We start from the raw sequence: 20,774 nt of genomic DNA, 5'->3' as shown, positions 1-20,774 counted from the left end.
AAGGCCCCGGGTCGTCGCGCGATCCGGACACAACATCCATCATTGTTTCTCTAAGAGAAACAACCTGCGAAGGCGGTGCCGTCCATGACCGACGCCCTGTCCGGAGTCCGGGTCCTCGACACGGCCACGCTGTTCGCCGGCCCCCTCGCCGCGACGCTGCTGGGCGACTTCGGGGCCGAGGTCATCAAGATCGAGCATCCGGCGGGCGACCCCGTGCGCAGCCACGGCGCGCAGCGCGACGGCGTCGGCCTGTGGTGGAAGATGCTCGCCCGCAACAAGAAGGCAATGACCCTCTACCTCGGCTCGCCCGAGGGGCAGGAGCTGTTCCGGCGGCTGGCCGCCGACGCCGACGTGGTGATCGAGAACTTCCGCCCCGGGACGCTGGAGCGCTGGGGGCTCGGCCCGGACGAACTGCGCGAGATCAACCCGCGGCTCGTGCTGGCGCGGGTCACCGGGTTCGGGCAGACCGGCCCCTACGCCCGCCGGCCCGGGTTCGGCACGCTCGCCGAGGCGATGAGCGGATTCGCGGCGATCACCGGGGAGCCGGACGGCCCGCCGACCCTGCCGCCCTTCGGCCTCGCCGACGGGATCGCCGCGCTCACCACCGCGTTCGCGGTGATGACGGCGCTGCGTGCGCGGGAGGCGACCGGCGAGGGCCAGGTGGTCGACCTGGCCATCATCGAGCCGATCCTCACCCTGCTCGGCCCGCAGATCATCGCCTACGACCAGCTGGGCGAGCTCCAGGCCCGCACCGGGAACCGCTCGCACAACAACGCGCCGCGCAACACCTACCAGACCCGCGATGGCGGCTGGGTCGCGGTCTCCACCAGCGCGCAGTCGATCGCCGAGCGGGTGATGCGGCTGGTCGGCCGCCCCGAGCTGATCGAGGAGCCGTGGTTCGCGACGGGCGCGCAGCGCGCCCGGCACGCCGACGTGCTGGACGAGGCGGTCGGGTCGTGGATCGCCGGCCGCGACCGCGACGAGGTCGTCAAGGCGTTCGAGGAGGCGCAGGCCGCCGTCGCCCCCGTCTACACCGCCGCCGACGTGATGGCCGACCCGCAGTTCGAGGCGCTCGGCACCATCGCCTCCGTCCCCGACGACGAGCTCGGCCCGGTGCGGATGCAGAACGTGCTGTTCCGGCTGTCGGGCACGCCGGGCCGGATCACCTCGGCCGGGCCGCCGCTCGGCGCGCACACCGCCGAGATCCTCGCCCGCTACGGCGTGGACGGGGCCGGGCTGAGGGACCTGCGGGCCAAGGGCGTGATCGGGTGACGCCGCGGACCTGGCTCTACGTCCCGGGCGACCGCCCGGACCGGATCGCCAAGGCGCTCGCCTCGGACGCCGACGCGGTGGTCCTCGACCTGGAGGACGCGGTCGCGCCACCGGTCAAGGGGGCCGCCCGGCGCGCCGTCCTGAACGCCCTCGGCTGCCTGGACGGCGAGCGCGCCGCCCACGTGCGGATCAACGCGCCCGCCACCCCGGACGGCGCCGAGGACATCGCGCTCCTGGCGGGCGCTCCGGGCGGCCTCGCCGGGGTACGGATCCCCAAGTGCGAGGACCCGGCCGAACTGCGCCGCGCCGCCGACGCGCTCGGCGTCCCGGTGTTCCCCGTCCTGGAGTCGGCCCTCGGCGTGGAGAACGCCTTCGCGCTCGCCGCCGCGCACCCGCTCGTCGCCGGGATCTCCCTGGGCGAGGCCGACCTGTCCGCCGACCTGCGGGTGGCGGGCGGCGACGCGCTGGCGTGGCCGCGCTCGCGCGTCGTCGTGGCCGCCCGCGCCGCCGGGCTCCCGTCCCCGCCGCAGAGCGTCTGGACGGCCGTCCGCGACCTCGACGGCCTGCGCGCCGACACCCTCGCGGGGCGGCGGGCCGGGTTCTTCGGGCGCTCGGTCGTCCACCCCGCGCAGATCCCCGTCGTGCACGAGGCGTTCGCGCCCGACCCGGACGAGGTCGCGTGGGCGCGGGACCTCATGAGCCGGCTCGCCGAGCACCGCGAGGCCGCATGGATCGACTCCGCCGGCCGGTTCGTGGACAAGGCGGTCGTCGAGCGCGCCGCCTGGCTGCTCGACGCCGCGGCGTCCGCCGCCACCGCCGCCCGGCCCGTCAAGGAAGGCCATCGATGAACACGCAGGATCCGCTGCTCGCGGCCGTCGCCGGAGGAGTCCGGCTGATCGAGCTGGGCCAGCCCTTCTTCACCGGGATGCCCTGCTCGCCCAACCATCCCGGGTTCCGCATGACGCTGATCCGCCGGCACGGCGACATGGAGCGGCCCGACGGCGGCTCGGCCGCCAACGAGATCATCGTGACCGGCGGGCACGTCGGCACCCACATCGACGCGCTCTCCCACGTCAGCCACGACGGGGAGCTGCACGGCGGAATCTCCGCCGCCGACGCCCAGCGCGGCGGCGCGTTCACCAGCCACGGCGCCGAGAACCTGCCCGGCCTCCTGCGCCGGGGCGTGCTGCTGGACGTGGCCGCGGTCCACGGCGTGGCGACGCTCCCGCCCGGATACGGTGTGACCGCCGAGGACCTGGACCTGGCCGCCGCGCGCGCCGGGACCGAGCCGGGCGCGGGCGACGTGGCGCTGATCCGCACCGGGTGGTCGCGCAACTTCGGGGACGCGACCGCCTACCTCGGCCGGGAGACGGGCGTGCCGGGCGCGACGCCGTCCGCCGCCCGCTGGCTCGCCGGCCGCGGCGTCGCCGCGACGGGCGCCGACACCACCGCATACGAGCAGATCCCGGCGGGCGCGGGGCACGCCGTCCTGCCCGTGCACCGCATCCTGCTGGTCGAGTCCGGGATCTTCATCCTGGAGCACCTCGCTCTGGAGGCGCTCGCCGAGGCCGGGCTGCACGAGTTCGTGTTCGTGCTGGCGCCGCTGCGGATCACCGGCGGCACCGGATCCCCCGTCCGCCCCCTCGCGGCGGTGGCGGCATGACCCCCGTCCAGCGGCTCGCGGGCCTGGCGGCCACCGCCGCCTCCCGCGGCCTGCCCCCCGAACTGCGCGCGGACGCGGCGCGCCGCGTCCTGGACGCGCTCGGCAACAGCCTGGCCGCGACCGGGGAGCGTCCCGCGCGGGCCGTCGGCGACCTCGTCGCCGAATGGGGCGGGCTGGGCCGGGCCACCGCGATCGGCACCGGCACGCGCCTGCCCGAGCCGAGCGCCGCCCTGCTCAACGGGACGCTCGCCCACTCCCTGGACTTCGACGACACGCACCTGCCGTCCGTCCTGCACCCGTCGGCGTCGGTCGTGCCCGCCGCGCTGGCCGCGGCCGAGGCGCGCGGCGCGGGCGGCGCCCGGCTGCTGGACGCGGTGGGCGTCGGCATCGAGATCACCGTCCGGCTCGGCATGGCCGGGTACGACCGCGAGCTCGGCAACTCGGTGTTCTTCGAGCGCGGCCAGCACGCCACCGCCATCTGCGGCGCCGTCGGCGCCGCCGCGTCCGCGGCGATGCTGTCCGGCCTGGACGCCGCCGGCATCGCCGACGCCATGGGCATCGCCGCGAGCATGGGCTCGGGGATCCTGGAGGCCAACCGCACCGGCGGCACCGTCAAGCGGATCCACTGCGGATGGGCCGCGCACGCCGCCGTCACCGCCGCCGGGCTGGCCCGCACCGGCATCACCGGGCCGCCGACCGTCCTCGAAGGCCGGTTCGGGATGCTCCAGGCGTTCTGCGGCGACCAGGTCGACCTCGACGCCCTCACCTCGGGCCTCGGCGAGCACTGGGAACTGCCCGGCATCTTCTTCAAGCCCTACCCGTGCAACCACTTCACGCACGCCGGCATCGACGCCGCCCTCCGGCTGCGCGCCCGCGGGCTCGACCCCGCCGAGATCGAGTCGATCGAGCTGGGCGCGCCGGCCCCCGTGCTGCGGACGATCGGCGAGCCGCACGAGGACAAGGCCCGCCCCCGATCGGGGTACCACGCCGCGTTCTCCGGGCCCTACACCGTCGCGGCGGCCCTGCTCGGCGGCGGCGGGCTCGGCGTCTTCCACGAGGACTTCACCGACGAGGCCGCCGCCGATCCCGCCCGGCTGGCGCTGGCCGCCCGGGTGCGCTGCGTGCCGGACGCCCGCTGCGACGAGATCTTCCCGCACCAGTTCCCGGCCGTCCTGCGGGTCCGCACCCGCGCCGGCGCGCTCCTGGAGGAGCGCGTGGACGCCAACCGCGGTGGCCCGGACAACCCCCTCTCGGCCGAGGAACTGGCGACGAAGTTCCGCCTCAACGCCGCCCGCCGTGTCCGGGAGGACCGGGCCGGCCAGATCACCGAGCTCGTCTACGGACTCGCGGACCTGGCGGACCTCGGCCGGCTCACCTCCCTGCTCGCCTGACGCTAGAGGTGCTCCATCAGGAAGACCGCCGCCGTGCCGGGCGCCAGGGCCTCGAAGACGTGCGGGGCGTCGCCGGGGTAGGCGAGGTAGTCGCCGGGTCCCAGCTCCACCGGCCCGGACGCGGGCCCCGCCAGGGCGCGCCCGGCGCCGAGGACGACATGCTCGGTGGTGCCCGGAGGATGGGGGTCGGAGACCTTCGCCTCGCCGGGTCGCGCCGTGACGCGGTAGAGGTCGCGGCGCGCGTGCGGCGGCGATGACGCCAGCAGCGTCGCCGTGTAGTCGGCCCGGTCGGAGTGCGCGGCAGGCCCCTCCCCCGCCCGGACCACCCGGACGGCCGGGCGCGGCGGGTCCACGAGGCGGCTGAAGGGAACGTCCAGGGCCGTTGCCAGGGCCCACAGCGTCTCGACGCTCGGGTTCCCGGCGCCCGACTCCAGCTGGGAGAGCGTCGACTTCGCCAGGCCCGCGCGCCTGGCGAGCTCCGTCTGGGACATCCCGGCGCGCTCGCGCTCGCGCCGGATCGACGCCGCGATCATCGCGATCACATCCACTCGCCCGCTCCCGCCTCCCTGAGGGTAGTGTTCATTGTACTGGACGATCGTTCGCCACAACGAACAGGACTGAGCATGAGGCACCTCGGCATCCTCGCCCACAGCGCGGAAGGCGCCGCGCTGTGCTTCCGGACCTTCTGCCAGGAGGGCTTCCGCGAACTGGGCGCCGACGACCACCCGGACGTGACGCTCGACCTCATCGCGCTCGCGCGCAGCATGCCCGCGTGGGAGGCAGGGGACCCCGCCGCGGTCAGGAGCATCCTGGCCGAGAGCGCGCGGCGGCTCGCCGCGGCCGGCGCGGACTTCTTCGTCTGCCCCGACAACACCGCGCACCTGGCCCTCGAACACCCCGGCGGCGATCTGGCGCTCCCCGGCCTGCACATCGTCCAGGTCGTCGCCGACCAGGCCGCCCGCGACGGCCGGACGCGGGTCGGCGTGCTCGGCACCCGCTGGACGATGGACGGCCCGCTCTACCCGCGCGAACTGGCCGCGCGCGGCATCGCCGCCGAGGTCCCGGACCCCGGCGACCGGGAGACCGTCGATCGGATCATCTTCGACGAGCTGGTCAACGGGGTCCTCACCGAGGACTCGCGCCGCGAGTACGTCCGGATCATCGAACGCCTCGCGGGGCGCGGCTGCGACGCCGTCGCGCTGGTGTGCACCGAGATCCCGCTGCTGGTCACGCCCGAGGCCTCGCCGCTGCCCACCCTCGACTCCACCCGCCTGCTGGCCCGCGCCGCCTTCGACGCCGCCGTCGGCCGCCGGCCCCTGCCCGCCTGGCGCGGCGGAGGCTTCGACGGGCGGTGAAACGACCCGCCCCTAGATTGGCGGGCATGGACATCGGGGGCGCGGAGAAGGCGAGCCGGTTCAGGCGGCTCCACCATGGCGACCGTCCGCTGGTGCTGCCGAACGCGTGGGACTTCGCGAGCGGCGCGGCGCTGGCCGAGGCGGGGTTCCCGGCGGTCGGCACGACGAGCCTCGGCGTCGCCGCGGCGGCCGGGAAGGCCGACGCCGCCGGCGGCACGCGCGCCGAGACGGTGGCGCTCGCCCGGGCGCTGGCGCGGCTGCCCGTCCCGGTGACCGTCGACGTCGAGGGCGGGTTCTCCGACCGGCCCGGCGACGTGGCCGAGCTCGCCGCCGAGCTCGCCTCGTTCGGGATCGCCGGGCTCAACCTGGAGGACGGCCGCGCCGACGGGGGCCTCGCGCCCGCCGCCGACCAGGCGGCCGTCATCGCGGCCGTCAGGCAGGCCGCGCCGCAGGTGTTCGTCAACGCCCGCACCGACACGTTCTGGCTGGGCGCGCCGGACCTGGACGAGACGCTGCGGCGGGCACGGGCGTACGCGGAGGCGGGAGCGGACGGGATCTTCGTCCCCGGGATCGCCGCAGACACCGACATCCGGGCCGTCCTGGAGGCCGCCGGCCTGCCGCTGAACGTGCTGTACCTGCCGGGCCGGACCCCGTACCCGCGGCTCGCCCGGCTCGGCGTGCACCGGGTGAGCACCGGGTCGCTGCCGTTCCGCACGGCGCTGCGCGCGGCCGTCGCCGCCGCCCTCGACGTGACCGGAGAGGGCGAGGCCCCTCCCGTTCCGTCGTACGGGGACGTCCAGCGGCTCGTCAGTGACCCGTGATCCGGTCGGCGAGGCGGGCCAGGCCCGAGGTCCGCCCGGACGGCGCGGACGACTCGCGGGCGTCGGCCGCGCGGTAGAGGGCGTACATCGCGTGGACGCCCAGCCAGCGAAGGGGCTCGGGCTCCCAGCGGCGGACGCGGCGGTCCACCCACGGCAGCGCGGTCAGGTCGGTGTCGTCGCCCAGGACGAGGTCGCGGAGGGTGCGGCCGGCGAGGTTCGCGGTGGCGACGCCGTGGCCGGTGTAGCCGCCGGCGTGGCCGAGCCCGGTCGCGCGGTCGAGGACGACCGTCGCGCACCAGTCGCGGGGGACGCCGAGGACGCCCGACCAGGCGTGCTCCACCGCCCCCTCCTCGGCGACGGCGGGGAGCATCCCGGTGAGCATCGTCCAGAGCGCGTCGACGGTGGACGCCTCGGTCCGCCCGCCGTCGTCGACCCGCGACCCGTACCGGTAGGGGCGGCCCCGGCCGCCGAAGGCGATGCGGTCGTCGGCGGTGCGCTGCGCGTACATGTAGTAGTGCGCCATGTCGCCGAGCAGCTCGCGGCGCTCCCACCCGATCGCCTTCCAGGTCCGGGCGGGCAGCGGCGTTGTGACGATCATGGAGCTGTTCATCGGGAGCCAGTCGCGGCGGTGGCCGGGCAGCGCGGCGGTGAAGCCCTCGGTGGCCCGCAGCACGTACTCGGCGGTGACGGTCCCGAACGGGGTCACGGCGGCGGCCGGCCCGTCCGTCCGGCGCGGGTCGATGCGCACGACCGGCGTCCGCTCGTAGATCCGAACGCCGAGCCGCCGGACCGCCGCGGCGAGGCCCCGGACGAGCGCGGCGGGCTGCACGCGCGCGGCGTGCGGGCTCCACGCGGCGCCGGTCGCGCCCTCGACGCGCAGCCGCTCGTCGCGTTCGACGGCGGGCAGCGGAACGAGGTCGCCGTCGCTCCAGCCCCACTCGCGGGCCTCGTCGACCAGGGCCGCGAGGCGGGCGCGCTGGGCGGCGTTCCGGGCCACGTGCAGGACGCCGCCCTTGACCAGGCCGGCGTCGACGTCCTCGGCGCCCGCGACACGGACGACCTCGTCCACCGCCCGGAACATGGCGTGCTGCAGCGCGATCGCGGCGGGACGGCCGTGCCGGGCGGCGTAGCGCTCCCGGGACCCGGCGATCTCCCCCAGCACCCAGCCCCCGTTGCGGCCGGACGCGCCGAACCCCGCGAACTCGCGCTCCAGCACGACGATCCGCAGGCCAGGGCGGGCGCGCTTGAGGTAGTAGGCGGTCCACAGCCCGGTGTAGCCGGCGCCGACGACGCAGACGTCGGCGGTGCGCGGGCCCGGCAGGCGGGGACCGGGGTCGGGGCGCCCGGCCGCCCGGTACCAGTGGGAGACGCCGCCGTTGGCGAAGCCGGGAGCCAGCGGCGCCCGGCCCGGGGAGGAGCTCATGCGCTCATCCTGCTGCATTCCGCAGCAAAATCAACAGGCGGCAACGGATTCTAGGGTAGGACGTCGACTATTCGACGGGATCCGATCCAGCGGGAGCGTTCGGCCGCGTAGTACGCGGCGCCGTCGGGGCCGGCGGGCCCCTCCCGCCACCGGCGCATCCCGAGCTGCAGCGCGATCTCCGACGACGCGGGGTTCGCCATGTCGATCTCGGCGGTGATCCGGTGCACGCCGACCACCTCGAAGGCGTAGTCCAGGACGGCGCGGGACGCCTCGGCGGCCAGCCCCCGCCCCCAGTGGTCGGGCTCCAGGCTGTAGAGGATCTCGACGTCCACGCCGTGGCCGAGCGGCCCCTCGTGGTGGCTGAGCCCGGCCACGCCGGCCAGCGGGCCGCCGGGCGCCCCCGCGCCGCCGGCCGAAGGCCCCGTGCCGCCGACCGGAGGCCCGGCGGCGGGGCGCAGCGCCCACAGCCCGTAGCCCTCGGTGGCGAAGTCCCGCTCGCTGGCCTCGATGATCTCGCTGACCTGCACGGGTGTGACCACCCGGTCGTCGAACAGGTGGCGCCGGACGAGGGGGCCCGTCCAGTGCGTCAGAAGGGCGCCGTGGTCGCGCATCGACACCGGTTGCAGGACGAGCCGCACCGTGCGCAGCACCTCACTCATACCCGTCCCCCGCGGCGGGCCACTCGGGCGCGGCCTCCCCGTCGGGGACGCCCACGCGGAACACGCGCAACTGCAGCGCGAGCGCCTGGTAGTAGCCGACGAGCGCGACCAGCTCGACGAGGGCGGTGCGGCCGAGCGTGGCCACCGCCTCGGTGAACACGGCGTCGGCGAGGTCGCCCTCGGCCACGAGCTGGCGCGCCGCCTCGTACACGACGCGCTCGCGGACGTCGGCGAGCATCGGCGCGCGGCCCTCGCGCAGCGCGTCCGTCTCCTCGTCGGCGAGCCCCTGCCGGCGCCCGATCCGCTCGTGGGCGTACCACTCGAAGTCCGAGCGCAGGTGCGCCGCGACGACGAGGGTCGCGATCTCCCGCTCGCGCTTGGTGAAGCCGGTGCGGAAGCGCAGCGCGGCGCCGAGGTCCTGCAGCGGCAGCCCGACGGGAGGGCTGTAGAGCATCGCGTTGAAGGGGCCCTGGAGGCGCCCGATGTCATCGGCCAGGGCGAAGGGAGGGTTGCGGTCGCCGGCGCGGGGGCCGCCCGTCACCGCCTCGTAGACGGCTCGCTGCTCTTCGCTGAGCGAACCGGGGAGGAGCAGCGGGAGCCTCGTCGGGGACGGGCCGCGCCGCGGTCGGTCGTCGGCGCGCTCACCGGTCACGGGGTCGATCACTCACCGCACGCTAGGCGCTCGGGGCGGGCGGCTCAACCCCCCGTCCGGAATGTGAAACCCCTGGCACACGATGACGTAGCGGCCGCGTAACACGCGTCGGCGACCCTTGTCGGCGACCGCACCGGACACCAACAGGGCACCCGGCCCCCGGAGGGAACGCCATGCCGCTGCTGCGCATCCGCACCGAGATCGAGGACCGGCCCGGCCGCCTCGCCTCCCTCACCGCCGCGCTGGCCCGGCGCGGCGCCAACATCCTCGGGCTGTCGGTCCAGCTCGACGCCGACGGGGTGGTGGACGAGTTCATCGTCGACGTCCCGCACGGCGGCCCGGACGCGCGCGCCCTCGCCGAGGCGCTGGGCGCGGCGGGCGGCACCCGGACCGCCGTGCTCCCCGCGCGCCCCCGCGACCTGGTGGACGAGCCGACCCGCGTCCTCGCCCTCGCGGCCCGGCTCCGGGCCGAGCCGCACGCGGTGCCCGAGATCCTCGGGGAGCTGCTGCGCGCCGACGACGCCCGCTGGCACGCCCCGGCGGCGAGGAGCCCGACCGCCGCGACCTCATCGTTCCGGTGCGCGGGCGCTCGGTCCGGCTACGGCGCACCGGGCTGCCGTTCACCGCGACGGAGGCGGCGCGGGCCGACGCGCTGGTGCGCGCGGCGCTCCCGGCGGCGCCGCGCCCGTCGGCGTCCCGGCGGATCGCGCTGCGCGACGGCACGCAGGTGGTCGTCCGGCCGATCGGCCGCGGCGACGGCGACGCCGTGCGGGCGCTGCACGAGCGCTGCTCGCTGGACAGCCGCCGGATGCGCTACTTCAGCCCCAAGCCGTACCCGCCGCGCCGGGCGTTCGAGGGGTTCTGCGACTCCTCGCGGGGCCTGACGCTGGTCGCGGAGGGCCCGGACGGGTCGCTGCTGGCGCTGGCGCACCTGGTCCTCGTCCGCGACCCGGGCGCCGGGGAGGTCGCGTTCCTGGTCGAGGACGCCTGGCAGGGCCGCGGGCTCGGCCGCGGCCTCGCCGGGCTGCTCCTCGCGCTGGCCAGGGACCGCGGCCTGGTGGAGGTGCGCGCGACCGCGCTGAGCGAGAACGCCCGGATGCGGCGGCTGCTGACCTCCCTCGGGGGGCGGACGCGGCGCACCGGGGACACCGCGATCGTGGAGATCAGGCTGCGGCTGGACGGCCGTCCCGCCGGGCCGGCGACGCTGGCAGGATGGGCGGGTGACCGGCGTATATGACGACCCCTGGGCGTACGAGCTGGCGTGCTCGTTCCGCGACGTGCCGGCCGAGGCGGACGTGCTGCTCGCCTGGTGCGCCGAGCGGGGCCTCGTCCCCGGCACGGTGCTGGAGCTGGCCGCCGGGCCCGCCGAGCACGCCCGCGAGTTCGGCCGCCGCGGGCTGGCGGCGACGGCGCTCGACCTCAACCCGCGCATGTGCGCCTACGCGGCCCGCGAGGCCGAACGCGCCGGCGTCGGACTGGAGGTCGTCGAGGGCGACATGACACGGTTCGCGCTGGGCCGCCGCTTCGACCTCGTCGCGACCATGCTGGACTCCACGTCCCATCTCATGACGCTGGACGCGTTCGTGGCGCACCTGCGGTGCGCCGCCGCGCACCTGGCCCCCGGCGGCCTCTACGTCATCGAGATGTCGCACCCCCGGGACCGGCTGGGCGACGACCCGAGCGTCAGCACCGCCTGGACGGTCGAGCGGGACGGCGTCCGCGCGAGCGTGCGCTGGGGCGAGCCGTCCGACCGGCTGGACCCGGTCACCCAGATCGCCGACGACCGGGTCACGATGACCATCGACGGGAAGGGCGCGGAGCCGCGGGTCGTCCGCGACGTCGTGCCCTACCGGTTCTGGACGGCCACCGAGCTGGACGCCGCGATCCGCCTCGCGGGAGGGCTGGAGGCGGTCGCGCAGTACGGCGACTTCGGGGCCGGCGAGGGCGCGGTGCCCCTCGCCGACCCCGCGGCCTGGCGCATGATCACGCTGCTGCGCCCACGCTGAGCGTCACGGCTCGGAACGCCAGCCGGGCATCGGGTAGGACGCGAGCAGCTCGCGGACCTGCCCGGCGACCCGGTCCAGGACCGCCTCGTCCTGCTTGGCGGTGGCGTGCACGACCTCGTCGATCCACGCCGCGAGCCGCGGCATGTGCTCCTCGCCGATCCCCCGGGTGGTGATCGCGGCGGTGCCGAGCCGCAGCCCGGACGGGTCGAACGGCTTGCGCGGGTCGAACGGGACGGCGTTGTAGTTCAGCTCGATGCCGGCGCGGTCGAGGGCCTGCGCGGCGGGCTTGCCCGCGACGCCCTTGGCGGTCAGGTCGATGAGGATGAGGTGGTTGTCGGTGCCGCCGGAGATCAGGTCGTAACCGCGGTCCAGCAGCGCTGCGGCGAGCACCTTGGCGTTCGCGACGACCTGCCGCGCGTACCCGGCGAAGTCCGGCCGCGCCGCCTCCTTCAGCGCGACGGCGATCGCGGCCGTCGTGTGGTTGTGCGGGCCGCCCTGCAGGCCGGGGAAGACGGCCTTGTCGACGGCCTTCGCGTGCTCGGCCGTCGAGAGGATCATGGCGCCGCGGGGGCCGCGCAGCGTCTTGTGCGTGGTGGTGGTGACGACGTCGGCGTGCCCGACCGGGGACGGGTGCGCGCCGCCGGCGACCAGACCCGCGATGTGCGCGATGTCGGCGGCCAGGACCGCGCCGGTCTCCCGGGCGATCTCGGCGAACGCCGGGAAGTCGATCGTCCGGGGGACCGCGGTGCCGCCGCACCAGATCAGCTTCGGGCGCTCCTTGAGGGCGAGGTCGCGGACCTGGTCCATGTCGACCCGGCCGGTGTCGGCGCGCACGTCGTAGCGGACGGGCCGGAACCACTTGCCGGTGGCCGACACCGACCAGCCGTGCGTCAGGTGGCCGCCCATCGGCAGCGACAGGCCCATGACCGGGTCGCCGGGCTCCAGGAACGCCATGTAGACGGCGAGGTTGGCGGGCGAGCCCGAGTAGGGCTGGACGTTGGCGTGCTCGGCGCCGAACACGCCCTTCGCCCGCTCGATGGCGAGCAGCTCGACCGGGTCGATGTTCTGCTGGCCCTCGTAGTAGCGCTTGCCCGCGTAGCCCTCGGAGTACTTGTTGGTCAGGACCGTGCCGGCGGCCTCCAGCACCGCCTCCGAGACGTAGTTCTCCGAGGCGATCAACCGGATCTTCTCGTACTGGCGGCGGGCCTCGGCCTCCACCAGCGCGGCGATCTCGGGGTCCTGGCCCTGCAGATGGGATACGGCCGGTTCGTGCATCGTGAGCCTCCGCGCTGCTCGCGCCGGGGCTTCGGGCGCCCCGGCGAAGGGGACCCGTACACCCAGGCGCGCGGTGTGCGGACTACTTTCGCTCCCCGGTGGTCGTCTCCACCTTGACTGCGCCAGTCGCGTGGCCGCCATCATACCGGGCCGCCCCGGTCCCGCGCGGCGCGCGTGCGGGGACCGACACCACGAACAGCCCGCCCATCAGCAGCAGGGAACCCGCCGCGACCGGCGCCGACATCCGCTCGCCGAGGACGGCCACGGCCAGCCCGGTGGCGACGAGCGGTTCGGCGAGGCTCAGCGTCCCGGCGGTCGCCGCCGTCACCCGGCCGAGACCGGTGACGAAGAACATGTACGCGGCGGCGGTGGCGGCGATCCCCAGCCAGGCCACCAGTGCCGCCGGGCGCGGCGCGGCGAGGGCCGGCAGCTCCGGCAGCGTCCAGGGCAGCAGGGCCGCTCCCCCGGCCAGCAGCGTCACCGCAACCGCGCCCGCCATCCGGGCCCCGCCCATCCCGGTCCCGAGACCGGTCAGGACCTTCGCCGACACCGTGTAGACGCCGAAGCACGTGCCGGCGGCCAGGCTCAGCGCGATCCCGGCCGGGTCGGCGTGGACGGCCTCTCCCGGCACCATCAGCAGCGCCACGCCGCCGACCGCGCAGGCCGTCCCGGCCCACCAGCGGCGGCCGAGCCGGGCACCCAGGACGAGCCGCTCGCACAGGCCGGTCGAGACGGGCGCGAGCCCGAACACGACGGCGGTCGCGACGGCGGCGCCCGTGCGGTCGACCGCGCTGAAGAACGACGCCTGGAAGGTGCCGGTCGCGACCGAGGCCGCCGCGAGGGACGGCCAGGTCCGGCGGGTCAGCGCCAGGAACGCGCGGCGGTCGGCCGCGAGCACGAGGACGGCGAGGACGAGCCCGCCCGAGAGGATCCGGGCGCCGCCGACCGCCACCGGGCTCGCGGACGGCCCGGCCAGCACCTGCGCCGGCCCGACCGTCCCCCAGAGCACGCCCGCGGCGAGCACCAGCAGCGCACCGGATGAGTTGTTCCGTCGGTCCATGCCGCCGAAGCTAGGTGAACGTGCGGAACCAGACGCACTGAGCCGTCGTTCGTTCGCCCTGGGCCCCTAGCACCGTCATTCCTTCGCCACGGGCGGCGAACTCCAGCCGTCAGCTGTAGGGCGTTCGCCCTCCGGGCCTGTGGTCCGACGGAAGTTCGGACTGCTCCACCGGCTGCACGTAGTCGTACACGACGATGGTGCGGACGTCGACGTACTCCTTGCGGCGCGCCAGCCGGTCGAGCACGAAGTCGCGGAGGTAGGCGGTGCTCGGCACGGCCACGTGGACGAGCAGGTCCTCGTTCCCGGTCACGACGAAGACCGCCACCGTCTCGGGCATGGAGGCCATGCTGTCGCGGGCGGACTCGATCGCCTCGCGCGACTGCGGCCGGATCCTGATCGAGATCAGCGCCTGCACGCCGCGTCCCAGCCGCTCCAGGTCGGCCGCGGCGTGGAACCCCGTGATGACGCCCCGCGAGCGCAGCGCGCGCGTCCGCTCCAGGGCCGTGGACGGCGCGATCCCCACCGCCTCCGCCAGTTCGCGGTTGGTCTGCCGCCCGTCCCGCTGCAGGCGCCGCAGGATCGCCTGGTCGACCGCGTCCATAGGGTTCCTCCCGAACTGTCCGGCGGACGCCGAACTCCCGCGCGGGAATCGCGCCCGGACGTCCCGTTCCCCGAAGATTATTCGCCCCGGGCCGTGCCCGCCACGCCGCCCGCCACGCCGCCCGCCGTGGTGCCCGCCGCGGCCAGCAGCGCGCAGGTGCCGACCCCGGTGAGGGCCCACGCCGCGCCCGCCGGTCCGAGGTCGAAGAGACGGCCGATCACCAGGTCGCCGGCGAAGGAGAACATGCCGGCGCTGAACGCCAGCACGCCGTAGTACGAGCCGAAGCGCTCCGGCGGGGCGCGGCGCGCGGTGCGCTGGAAGACCGACGGCTGCACGAGGCCGTTGGCGGCCCCGTTGAGGACGGCCGCGAGCATCAGCGGGCCCTGCTGCGTGCCGTCCAGCGCCGCGAGGACGAAGAACCCCGCCGCCGCGCACAGCAGCCCCGCCCGCAGCACCCACGGCCGCTCGCCGCGGCGCCGGACGGCGACGAACGGCTGGACCGACGCCGCGACCATGGCGAGGAGGGAGAAGCACAGCGTCGCCACCGCGGGCCTGAAGCCGAGGAGGGGCACGGCCGTCATGATGTGGGTGGCGAGCAGCGTCGTGGGCGCGGTCAGCAGCGCGAAGTACAGGAACGCCCGGTCGCCGAGCACCGCCCGGACGCCCGCGAGGACGTCGCGCGGGCGCGCGGGCGCGTTCCTGCCGCCGGTCCGGGGCACGAAGAGGAACAGGACGCCGGCGACCACCCAGAGAGCGGCGGCCGTCCCCGTCAGGAGCGCGAATCCGGACCCCGTGCCCAGCAGGAGCAGGCCCATCGGCGGGCCCGCGACCGTCGCCAGGTGCTGCGCGGCGACGTAGGCGGCGAATCCGCCGGACCTGGCGCCGGGGCCGACGGACGCCAGCAGGCTGTGGCCCGCGGGGTTGTAGAGCGCGCCGCCGACCGCGAGGGTGACGGCCGCGCCGAGGAGCGCCCACACGCTCGCGGCGGAGCCGAGCATCGCGAACCCCACCGCGCGCACGGCGCAGGAGATCACCCCGGCCCGGCGCGCGCCGAGCAGGTCGGTGAGGGTTCCCACGGGCAGGAGAAGGGCGAACTGCAGGCCCACCCGCACTCCGAGGACCAGCCCGACCGTGCCGGCCATCAGTCCGAGGTCGTGCCTGAGGTGGGCGACGAGGTGCGCCATCACCGCGAAGAAGCCGAGGCTGGCGGCGAGCTGGATCGCCACCACCGGCACGATCACCCGGCGGCCGGACGGGTCCGCGGCGGGCGCGGGCGGCGAACCGGCGGGGGCGGGCGCGGGAACGGAGACGGTCACAGCCCGGCCCGGGACAGGTCGGACGCGACCAGCGCCGCGGCCTCCGCGATCAGGGCGTTCCTGGGCGGGGCGCCGTAGCCCCGGCGGTCGGACATGACGGCGACCATGAGCGGTGCGCCCCGGGGAGGCCACACGACGGCGATGTCGTTGGCCCTGCCGTAGTCTCCGGTCCCCGTCTTGCTCGCCGCCCTCCACCCCCGGGGCAGGCCCGCCCTGATGCGTTCGGCGCCGACGGCGGTGGCGCTGCGTTCGAGCCACCCGCGGACCAGGGCGCGCTTGGCGGGCTCCAGCGCGTCCCCGAGGACGAGCGCGCGGTAGTCGGCGGCGATCGCCCGCGAGGTCGTGGTGTCCCGCGGGTCGCCGGGGCGCACCCGGTTCAGTTCGGGCTCGTAGTCGTCCATGCGGCTGACGGTGTCGCCGAGCCCCCGCAGGTAGGCGGTCAGCCGCGCCGGGCCGCCCGCGTCGCGCATCAGCAGGTTCCCCGCCGTGCCGTCGCTGAAGCGGATGGCGGCGTCGCACAGCTCCCGGACGGTCATCCCGGTGGCGACGCGGTCCTCGGTGACCGGTGAGATGGAGTTCACGTCGGCCCGGGTGTAGGCGACGCGCTCGTCGAGATGGCCGAGCGGGTTGCCGTGCAGGACCGCCGCCGCGGCGAGCACTTTGAACGTGGAGCAGAACGCGAAGCGCTCGTCGGCGCGGTAGGCCACCTCGGCCCCGGTCCGGGTCGCCAGCGCGTACACGCCGAGGCGGGCGCCGTGCCGGCGTTCGAGCGCCGCGAACCGCGACGGGTCCGGCGCCACGGCCGAGGGCCGTGCGGACGGCGGCGGCGTCGCGGAGGACGGCTCCTCCTTCCCGCCGCATCCCGCCGGCGGCAGCAGGGCCGCGGCGGCCAGCAGCGCCCGCCGGGACGAACCGGACTGCACGGACGGCATGCGGAGGCACCTGCTTTCCCGGGGGGCGGAGGGCGGACGCCCCAGGAGACCAGAGCCGCACTCGTGACGTCCAATATGGATATCACGCGTACCGCCATACACAGACACATATCAGAGCTGGTCAGACGGGGTCCCGCCCAGGCGCCGGCGCGGAGACCGGCGATTCCGCCGATGCGGGCGCGTCCCGCCCCCTGCCGCGGAAATGCGTGCGGCCCGTCCCCTCGCCGGGGACGGGCCACACGGTGCGGCTTCGGCGGGCGTCAGCGGGCCGCGGCCTCCATGGCCCGCTTCACGGCGGCGCGCTTCTGCCGGAGCTTGGCGAGCGCCTCCTCCAGGATGGCCTCGCCGTCCTCGTCGCTGCGCCGCTCCTTCACGTACGCGAGGTGGGTCTTGTAGGGCTCCGTCTTCGGCGGGGCCGGGGGGTTCTCGGAGTCCTGGCCGGCGGGGAACCCGCAGCGCGGGCAGTCCCACGTCTCGGGGACCGCGACGTCCGTCGCGAAGCTGGGGCGGGTCTCGTGCCGGTTGGCGCAGTAGAAGGTCACCCAGACGCGGGGGGCGGCGTCGCCGCGCTCCGCCTCTCCCATCGGACCGGCCCCGACACGGCTGCCCCGAATCGCGTTGCCACTACCCACGGAATACTCCTCGCTTGGTGTGCCGCCGCCGCCCGTGACCTTCGAGGACGGCGCGGCGCTCGCATGTGTTGGACGGGCCGGCTCAGCCGACGCCCTTGTGCTTGAACAGCAGCCCGAGCACGACGATCGAGGCGAACCAGACCACCCCGACGCCGATGGTCAGCCGGTCGAGGTTGCGCTCGACCACCGACGACCCTCCGAGGGACGACGAGACGCCGCCGCCGAACATGTCGGACAGGCCGCCGCCCTTGCCCTTGTGCATCAGGACGAGGACCACCATCAGCAGGCTCGTGACGATGAGCACGATGGACGTTGCGATGATCACGTTTCTTCAGCGCCTTGTCTGTAGTTCAGGACGGAGGTCGAGCCGGACCGGGCGTTTACCCGTCAGCTACGAAGGGTACGACGAAGTCTCCGCTGGTTCGGCAAGAACCCCCGCTTCACGCGGAATTGATCAGATGTGATCAGACCAGCAGATCCCGGTACCGGCAGATTTTGACGAACTCTCCCGGGTCCAGGCTGGCACCACCGACCAAGGCGCCGTCCACATCGGCCTGCGCCATGATCCCGGCGACGTTGCCGCCCTTCACCGAACCGCCATACAGGATACGCGCCTCGTCGGCCACACCGCCGTCGTACAGCTCGGCGAGCCGCGTGCGGATGGCCCCGCAGACCTCCTGCGCGTCCTGCGGGGTGGCGACCTCGCCGGTGCCGATCGCCCAGACCGGCTCGTAGGCGATCACGATGCGCCGCACCTGCTCGGCGGTGATCTTCTCCAGCCCGCCGTCGACCTGCGCGAGCACGTGCGGGACGTGCGCGCCGGCCTTGCGGACCTCCAGCCCCTCGCCGACGCACAGGATCGGGGTGAGATCGGCGGCGAGCGCGGCCCTGGCCTTGGCGTTGACGACCGCGTCGTCCTCGGCGTGGTACTGGCGCCGCTCGGAGTGCCCGACGACCGCGTAGGTGCAGCCGAGCTTGGCCAGCATCGCCGCGGAGATCTCACCGGTGTAGGCGCCGGACGCGTGCTGGGAGACGTCCTGCGCGCCGTACTGGATCCCGTACTTGTCGGCCTCGATCAGGGTCTGCACCGAGCGGAGCGCGGTGAACGGCGGGATCACCGCGACGTCGACGGCCGCGTAGTCGGGGTCCTTGAGCGCGAACGCCATCTTCTGGACGAGCGCGATCGCCTCGAGGTGGTTGTTGTTCATCTTCCAGTTGCCGGCCATGAGCGGCTTGCGGCCGCTCGGGACGCCGGCAGGGGTGACGCGGGCCATCGGTCAGTCCTCCAGGGCTTGCAGGCCGGGCAGCGTCTTGCCTTCGAGGTACTCGAGGCTCGCGCCGCCGCCGGTCGAGATGTGGGAGAAGGCCGCCTCGTCGAAGCCGAGCAGCCGGACGGCCGCGGCCGAGTCGCCGCCGCCGACCACGGTGAACGCGCCGGAGTCGATGAGGCCCTGCGCGACGGCGCGGGTGCCGTGCGAGTAGGGCTCCATCTCGAACACGCCCATGGGGCCGTTCCAGAAGACCGTCCTGGCGTCGGCGAGGCGCGCGGCGAACAGCTTGCCGGACTCGGGCCCGATGTCCAGGCCCAGCCGGTCGGCCGGGATCGCGTCGGCGGGCACCACGTCGTGGTCGGCGTCCGCGGCGAACGCGGCGGCCGCGACGATGTCGACCGGCAGCACGAACTCGACGCCGGTCTCCTCGGCGCGCCGCAGGTACTCGCGGACCGTGTCGAGCTGGTCCTCCTCCAGGAGGCTCCGGCCGACCTCGTGCCCCTGCGCCTTGAGGAAGGTGAACACCATGCCGCCGCCGATCAGGATGCGGTCGGCCTTGCCGAGCAGGTTGTCGATGACCCCGAGCTTGTCGGACACCTTGGACCCGCCGAGCGCGACCGCATAGGGGCGCTCGACGTCCTCGGTGAGCTTCCTGAGCACCTCGACCTCGGCGGCGATCAGCCCGCCCGCGGCGTGCGGGAGCCGCTTCGGCACGTCGTAGACCGACGCGTGCCTGCGGTGCACCGCGCCGAAGCCGTCCCCGACGTAGACGTCGGCGAGGGCGGCCAGCCGGTCGGCGAGGGCGCCGCGCTCGGCGTCGTCCTTGCTGGTCTCGCCCGGCTCGAAGCGCAGGTTCTCCAGCAGCGCGACGCCGCCGTCGGCGAGGCCGCCGGCCGCGGCGCGGGCGGAGTCGCCCACGACGTCGGTCGCGAACGCCACCTCCGCGCCCAGCAGCTCGCCCAGGCGGGCGGCGACCGGCGCGAGTGAGAGCTCGGGCTTCACCTGCCCCCTGGGCCGGCCGAGGTGGGCGCAGACGATGACCTTGGCTCCCCGGGACCGCAGCGCCTCGATCGTCGGCAGGCTGGCCCGGATCCGCCCGTCGTCGGTGATGCGCATCGCTGTGGAGGGGCGACCCCCCGCACCCCCCGGAGGGGGGCCAGAGTCCTGCAGCGGGACGTTCAGGTCCGCGCGCAGCAGGACGCGCCGTCCGGCGACGTCGAGATCGTCAATGGTGCGCATCGGGATGCGGTGTCCTTCCGTACACGGCCGCGCCGTGGCCGCGCGTCGCGCGGCCACGGCGGTGACGGGCTTCGGTTACAGCTGCGCGCCGACGAGCTTGACGAGGTCGACGAGGCGGTTGGAGTAGCCCCACTCGTTGTCGTACCAGCCGACGACCTTCACCTGGTCGCCGATGACCTTGGTCAGCCCGGAGTCGAAGATGCAGGACGACGGGTCGGTGACGATGTCGCTGGAGACGATCGGGTCCTCGGTGTAGGTGAGGTAGCCCTTCAGCGGTCCGTCGGCGGCGGCCCGGAACGCCTCGTTGACCTCCTCGACCGTCACGTCGCGGGACAGCTCGACGGTCAGGTCGGTGGCCGAGCCGGTCGGCACGGGCACGCGCAGGGCGTAGCCGTCCAGCTTGCCCTTCAGCTCCGGCAGCACCAGGCCGATCGCCTTGGCGGCGCCGGTGGAGGTGGGGACCACGTTCAGCGCGGCGGCGCGGGCGCGGCGCAGGTCCTTGTGCGGCGCGTCCTGCAGGTTCTGGTCCTGCGTGTAGGCGTGGATCGTCGTCATCAGGCCCTTCTCGATGACGAAGTTGTCGTGCAGCACCTTGGCCAGCGGGGCGAGGCAGTTGGTGGTGCAGGACGCGTTGGAGATCACCGTGTGGTTCGCCGGGTCGTACCGGTCCTCGTTGACGCCGAGGACGACCGTGAGGTCCTCGTTCTTGGCCGGCGCGGAGATGATGACCTTCTTGGCGCCGTTGTCGGCGTGCACCCGCGCCTTGTTGGCGTCGGTGAAGAAACCGGTCGACTCGACGACGACGTCGGCGCCGACCTCGCTCCACTTGAGGTTCGCGGGGTCGCGCTCCTCGAAGGCCTTGATGGCCTTGCCGCCGACGACGATCTCGTCGGCGGTGGCGTGCACGTCCTCGGGGAAGCGGCCGAGGATGCTGTCGTACTTGAGCAACTGGGCGAGCGTGGCGTTGTCCGTCAGGTCGTTGACGGCCACGACCTCGATGTCGGCCCCGGACGCCTTCACCGCGCGGTAGAAGTTGCGGCCGATCCGGCCGAACCCGTTGATGCCTACTCGGATGGTCACGGAACCGCTCTCCTCGTACGTCGTATCGCCCGGTGCCAGCCGGGCTCTTACCTACGGTCGATCCGGGGCTCTACCCCACCTCAGACCCTATCCAATGACCAACGAGTAGCCGGACACCGGTTTCGT

Annotated in this window: 21 protein-coding genes, 2 pseudogenes and 1 riboswitch; of the genes and pseudogenes, 9 read left to right on the top strand and 14 right to left on the bottom strand. The window is 74.9% G+C overall.

The window, feature by feature from the left end:
• Nucleotides 1-84 precede the first annotated feature (84 nt).
• From ACQEU6_RS04885 to ACQEU6_RS04870, 4 genes are read left to right on the top strand one after another with little or no spacing between them, the layout of a single operon-like run.
• Nucleotides 85-1,272 (top strand): CaiB/BaiF CoA transferase family protein, encoded by a 1,188-nt coding sequence (locus ACQEU6_RS04885; RefSeq protein ID WP_499329388.1) that lies wholly within the window; start codon nt 85-87, stop codon nt 1,270-1,272.
• Nucleotides 1,269-2,120 carry an HpcH/HpaI aldolase/citrate lyase family protein gene (locus ACQEU6_RS04880; protein ID WP_499329387.1) on the top strand — a complete coding sequence of 284 codons (852 nt, stop codon included), beginning with the start codon at nt 1,269-1,271 and terminating at the stop codon, nt 2,118-2,120. Before ACQEU6_RS04885 ends, ACQEU6_RS04880 begins: the two co-directional genes overlap by 4 nt.
• Entirely contained in the window at nt 2,117-2,935 is an 819-nt protein-coding gene (locus tag ACQEU6_RS04875; RefSeq protein ID WP_499329386.1) for a cyclase family protein, read from the top strand. The genes ACQEU6_RS04880 and ACQEU6_RS04875 overlap by 4 nt, the downstream gene beginning before the upstream one ends.
• Complete coding sequence (locus ACQEU6_RS04870) at nt 2,932-4,326, top strand: MmgE/PrpD family protein (protein ID WP_499329385.1); 1,395 nt, start codon at nt 2,932-2,934, stop codon at nt 4,324-4,326. The genes ACQEU6_RS04875 and ACQEU6_RS04870 overlap by 4 nt, the downstream gene beginning before the upstream one ends.
• 2 nt (nt 4,327-4,328) lie before the next feature.
• On the opposite strand, the gene ACQEU6_RS04865 is transcribed toward ACQEU6_RS04870, so the two are convergent.
• Complete coding sequence (locus tag ACQEU6_RS04865) at nt 4,329-4,874, bottom strand: helix-turn-helix domain-containing protein (protein ID WP_499329384.1); 546 nt, start codon at nt 4,872-4,874, stop codon at nt 4,329-4,331.
• A 75-nt stretch (nt 4,875-4,949) separates the two neighbouring features.
• Between ACQEU6_RS04865 and ACQEU6_RS04860 the strand changes: the two genes are divergently transcribed.
• Nucleotides 4,950-5,681, top strand: coding sequence for an aspartate/glutamate racemase family protein (locus tag ACQEU6_RS04860; RefSeq protein ID WP_499329383.1), 732 nt, complete (start codon nt 4,950-4,952; stop codon nt 5,679-5,681).
• A gap of 26 nt (nt 5,682-5,707) precedes the next feature.
• Complete coding sequence (locus ACQEU6_RS04855; protein ID WP_499329382.1) at nt 5,708-6,502, top strand: isocitrate lyase/PEP mutase family protein; 795 nt, start codon at nt 5,708-5,710, stop codon at nt 6,500-6,502.
• Here ACQEU6_RS04855 and ACQEU6_RS04850 read toward each other — a convergent pair.
• The 3 genes from ACQEU6_RS04850 to ACQEU6_RS04840 are packed head-to-tail and all read right to left on the bottom strand — an operon-like array spanning nt 6,489 to nt 9,248.
• Nucleotides 6,489-7,925: an NAD(P)/FAD-dependent oxidoreductase gene (locus ACQEU6_RS04850; RefSeq protein ID WP_499329381.1), complete on the bottom strand. Its 1,437-nt coding sequence runs from the start codon at nt 7,923-7,925 to the stop codon at nt 6,489-6,491. The genes ACQEU6_RS04855 and ACQEU6_RS04850 overlap by 14 nt on opposite strands.
• Before the next feature lie 50 nt (nt 7,926-7,975).
• Nucleotides 7,976-8,584 (bottom strand): GNAT family N-acetyltransferase, encoded by a 609-nt coding sequence (locus ACQEU6_RS04845; protein WP_499329380.1) that lies wholly within the window; start codon nt 8,582-8,584, stop codon nt 7,976-7,978.
• On the bottom strand, nt 8,577-9,248 hold the full coding sequence (locus ACQEU6_RS04840) for a carboxymuconolactone decarboxylase family protein (RefSeq protein WP_499329379.1): 672 nt from the start codon (nt 9,246-9,248) through the stop codon (nt 8,577-8,579). Before ACQEU6_RS04840 ends, ACQEU6_RS04845 begins: the two co-directional genes overlap by 8 nt.
• Before the next feature lie 161 nt (nt 9,249-9,409).
• Between ACQEU6_RS04840 and ACQEU6_RS04835 the strand changes: the two are divergent.
• The 3 genes and pseudogenes from ACQEU6_RS04835 to ACQEU6_RS04825 all read left to right on the top strand — a co-directional run.
• A pseudogene (locus ACQEU6_RS04835) lies at nt 9,410-9,547 on the top strand (ACT domain-containing protein); the annotation flags it as partial.
• Between the two features lie 266 nt (nt 9,548-9,813).
• The gene (locus tag ACQEU6_RS04830) at nt 9,814-10,473 is read left to right on the top strand and encodes a GNAT family N-acetyltransferase (RefSeq protein ID WP_499329378.1); all 660 of its coding nucleotides are present in this window, start codon (nt 9,814-9,816) and stop codon (nt 10,471-10,473) included.
• On the top strand, nt 10,457-11,242 hold the full coding sequence (locus ACQEU6_RS04825; RefSeq protein ID WP_499329377.1) for a class I SAM-dependent methyltransferase: 786 nt from the start codon (nt 10,457-10,459) through the stop codon (nt 11,240-11,242). The genes ACQEU6_RS04830 and ACQEU6_RS04825 overlap by 17 nt, the downstream gene beginning before the upstream one ends.
• Nucleotides 11,243-11,245: 3 nt before the next feature.
• Here ACQEU6_RS04825 and glyA read toward each other — a convergent pair whose 3' ends face one another.
• The 10 genes and pseudogenes from glyA to gap all read right to left on the bottom strand — a co-directional run bounded on the left by glyA (nt 11,246) and on the right by gap (nt 20,648).
• On the bottom strand, nt 11,246-12,517 hold the full coding sequence (gene glyA / locus ACQEU6_RS04820) for a serine hydroxymethyltransferase (protein WP_499329376.1): 1,272 nt from the start codon (nt 12,515-12,517) through the stop codon (nt 11,246-11,248).
• A 53-nt stretch (nt 12,518-12,570) separates the two neighbouring features.
• A riboswitch (ZMP/ZTP riboswitch) is annotated at nt 12,571-12,657 on the bottom strand.
• A 104-nt stretch (nt 12,658-12,761) separates the two neighbouring features.
• Nucleotides 12,762-13,577 (bottom strand): annotated as a pseudogene (locus tag ACQEU6_RS04815) (DMT family transporter); the annotation flags it as partial.
• Between the two features lie 109 nt (nt 13,578-13,686).
• Nucleotides 13,687-14,178: an Lrp/AsnC family transcriptional regulator gene (locus ACQEU6_RS04810; protein WP_499329375.1), complete on the bottom strand. Its 492-nt coding sequence runs from the start codon at nt 14,176-14,178 to the stop codon at nt 13,687-13,689.
• Between the two features lie 77 nt (nt 14,179-14,255).
• A complete protein-coding gene (locus ACQEU6_RS04805) occupies nt 14,256-15,494 on the bottom strand; it encodes an MFS transporter (protein ID WP_499329374.1) in 1,239 nt (412 codons plus the stop codon).
• Nucleotides 15,491-16,426 (bottom strand): class A beta-lactamase, encoded by a 936-nt coding sequence (gene bla / locus ACQEU6_RS04800; RefSeq protein WP_499329373.1) that lies wholly within the window; start codon nt 16,424-16,426, stop codon nt 15,491-15,493. Before bla ends, ACQEU6_RS04805 begins: the two co-directional genes overlap by 4 nt.
• Before the next feature lie 260 nt (nt 16,427-16,686).
• A complete protein-coding gene (locus ACQEU6_RS04795; protein ID WP_185024817.1) occupies nt 16,687-17,058 on the bottom strand; it encodes an RNA polymerase-binding protein RbpA in 372 nt (123 codons plus the stop codon).
• 82 nt (nt 17,059-17,140) lie between these two features.
• Nucleotides 17,141-17,383, bottom strand: coding sequence for a preprotein translocase subunit SecG (gene secG, locus ACQEU6_RS04790; protein WP_089313386.1), 243 nt, complete (start codon nt 17,381-17,383; stop codon nt 17,141-17,143).
• A 139-nt stretch (nt 17,384-17,522) separates the two neighbouring features.
• Complete coding sequence (tpiA, locus tag ACQEU6_RS04785; protein ID WP_499329372.1) at nt 17,523-18,332, bottom strand: triose-phosphate isomerase; 810 nt, start codon at nt 18,330-18,332, stop codon at nt 17,523-17,525.
• A 3-nt stretch (nt 18,333-18,335) separates the two neighbouring features.
• Nucleotides 18,336-19,568: a phosphoglycerate kinase gene (locus tag ACQEU6_RS04780; protein WP_499329371.1), complete on the bottom strand. Its 1,233-nt coding sequence runs from the start codon at nt 19,566-19,568 to the stop codon at nt 18,336-18,338.
• Nucleotides 19,569-19,643: 75 nt separating this feature from the next.
• Nucleotides 19,644-20,648 (bottom strand): type I glyceraldehyde-3-phosphate dehydrogenase, encoded by a 1,005-nt coding sequence (gap, locus tag ACQEU6_RS04775; protein WP_499329370.1) that lies wholly within the window; start codon nt 20,646-20,648, stop codon nt 19,644-19,646.
• Nucleotides 20,649-20,774: the final 126 nt, after the last annotated feature.

The sequence above is a fragment of the Spirillospora sp. CA-108201 genome (genome assembly GCF_050936235.1).
In the GTDB taxonomy this organism is placed as follows: domain Bacteria; phylum Actinomycetota; class Actinomycetes; order Streptosporangiales; family Streptosporangiaceae; genus Spirillospora.
The sequence above is the reverse complement of the archived record's forward strand: the minus strand, read 5'-3'. Positions and strand labels throughout refer to the sequence as shown.

What these genes read in the sequence shown, in the direction of transcription:
- ACQEU6_RS04780 (WP_499329371.1), bottom strand. Translation starts at nt 19,568, where the DNA reads ATGCGCACCATTGACGATCTCGACGTCGCCGGACGGCGCGTCCTGCTG.
- ACQEU6_RS04875 (WP_499329386.1), top strand. Translation starts at nt 2,117, where the DNA reads ATGAACACGCAGGATCCGCTGCTCGCGGCCGTCGCCGGAGGAGTCCGG.
- ACQEU6_RS04860 (WP_499329383.1), top strand. Translation starts at nt 4,950, where the DNA reads ATGAGGCACCTCGGCATCCTCGCCCACAGCGCGGAAGGCGCCGCGCTG.
- glyA (WP_499329376.1), bottom strand. Translation starts at nt 12,517, where the DNA reads ATGCACGAACCGGCCGTATCCCATCTGCAGGGCCAGGACCCCGAGATC.
- tpiA (WP_499329372.1), bottom strand. Translation starts at nt 18,332, where the DNA reads ATGGCCCGCGTCACCCCTGCCGGCGTCCCGAGCGGCCGCAAGCCGCTC.
- ACQEU6_RS04845 (WP_499329380.1), bottom strand. Translation starts at nt 8,584, where the DNA reads ATGAGTGAGGTGCTGCGCACGGTGCGGCTCGTCCTGCAACCGGTGTCG.
- ACQEU6_RS04885 (WP_499329388.1), top strand. Translation starts at nt 85, where the DNA reads ATGACCGACGCCCTGTCCGGAGTCCGGGTCCTCGACACGGCCACGCTG.
- ACQEU6_RS04855 (WP_499329382.1), top strand. Translation starts at nt 5,708, where the DNA reads ATGGACATCGGGGGCGCGGAGAAGGCGAGCCGGTTCAGGCGGCTCCAC.
- ACQEU6_RS04870 (WP_499329385.1), top strand. Translation starts at nt 2,932, where the DNA reads ATGACCCCCGTCCAGCGGCTCGCGGGCCTGGCGGCCACCGCCGCCTCC.
- ACQEU6_RS04810 (WP_499329375.1), bottom strand. Translation starts at nt 14,178, where the DNA reads ATGGACGCGGTCGACCAGGCGATCCTGCGGCGCCTGCAGCGGGACGGG.
- bla (WP_499329373.1), bottom strand. Translation starts at nt 16,426, where the DNA reads ATGCCGTCCGTGCAGTCCGGTTCGTCCCGGCGGGCGCTGCTGGCCGCC.
- ACQEU6_RS04850 (WP_499329381.1), bottom strand. Translation starts at nt 7,925, where the DNA reads ATGAGCTCCTCCCCGGGCCGGGCGCCGCTGGCTCCCGGCTTCGCCAAC.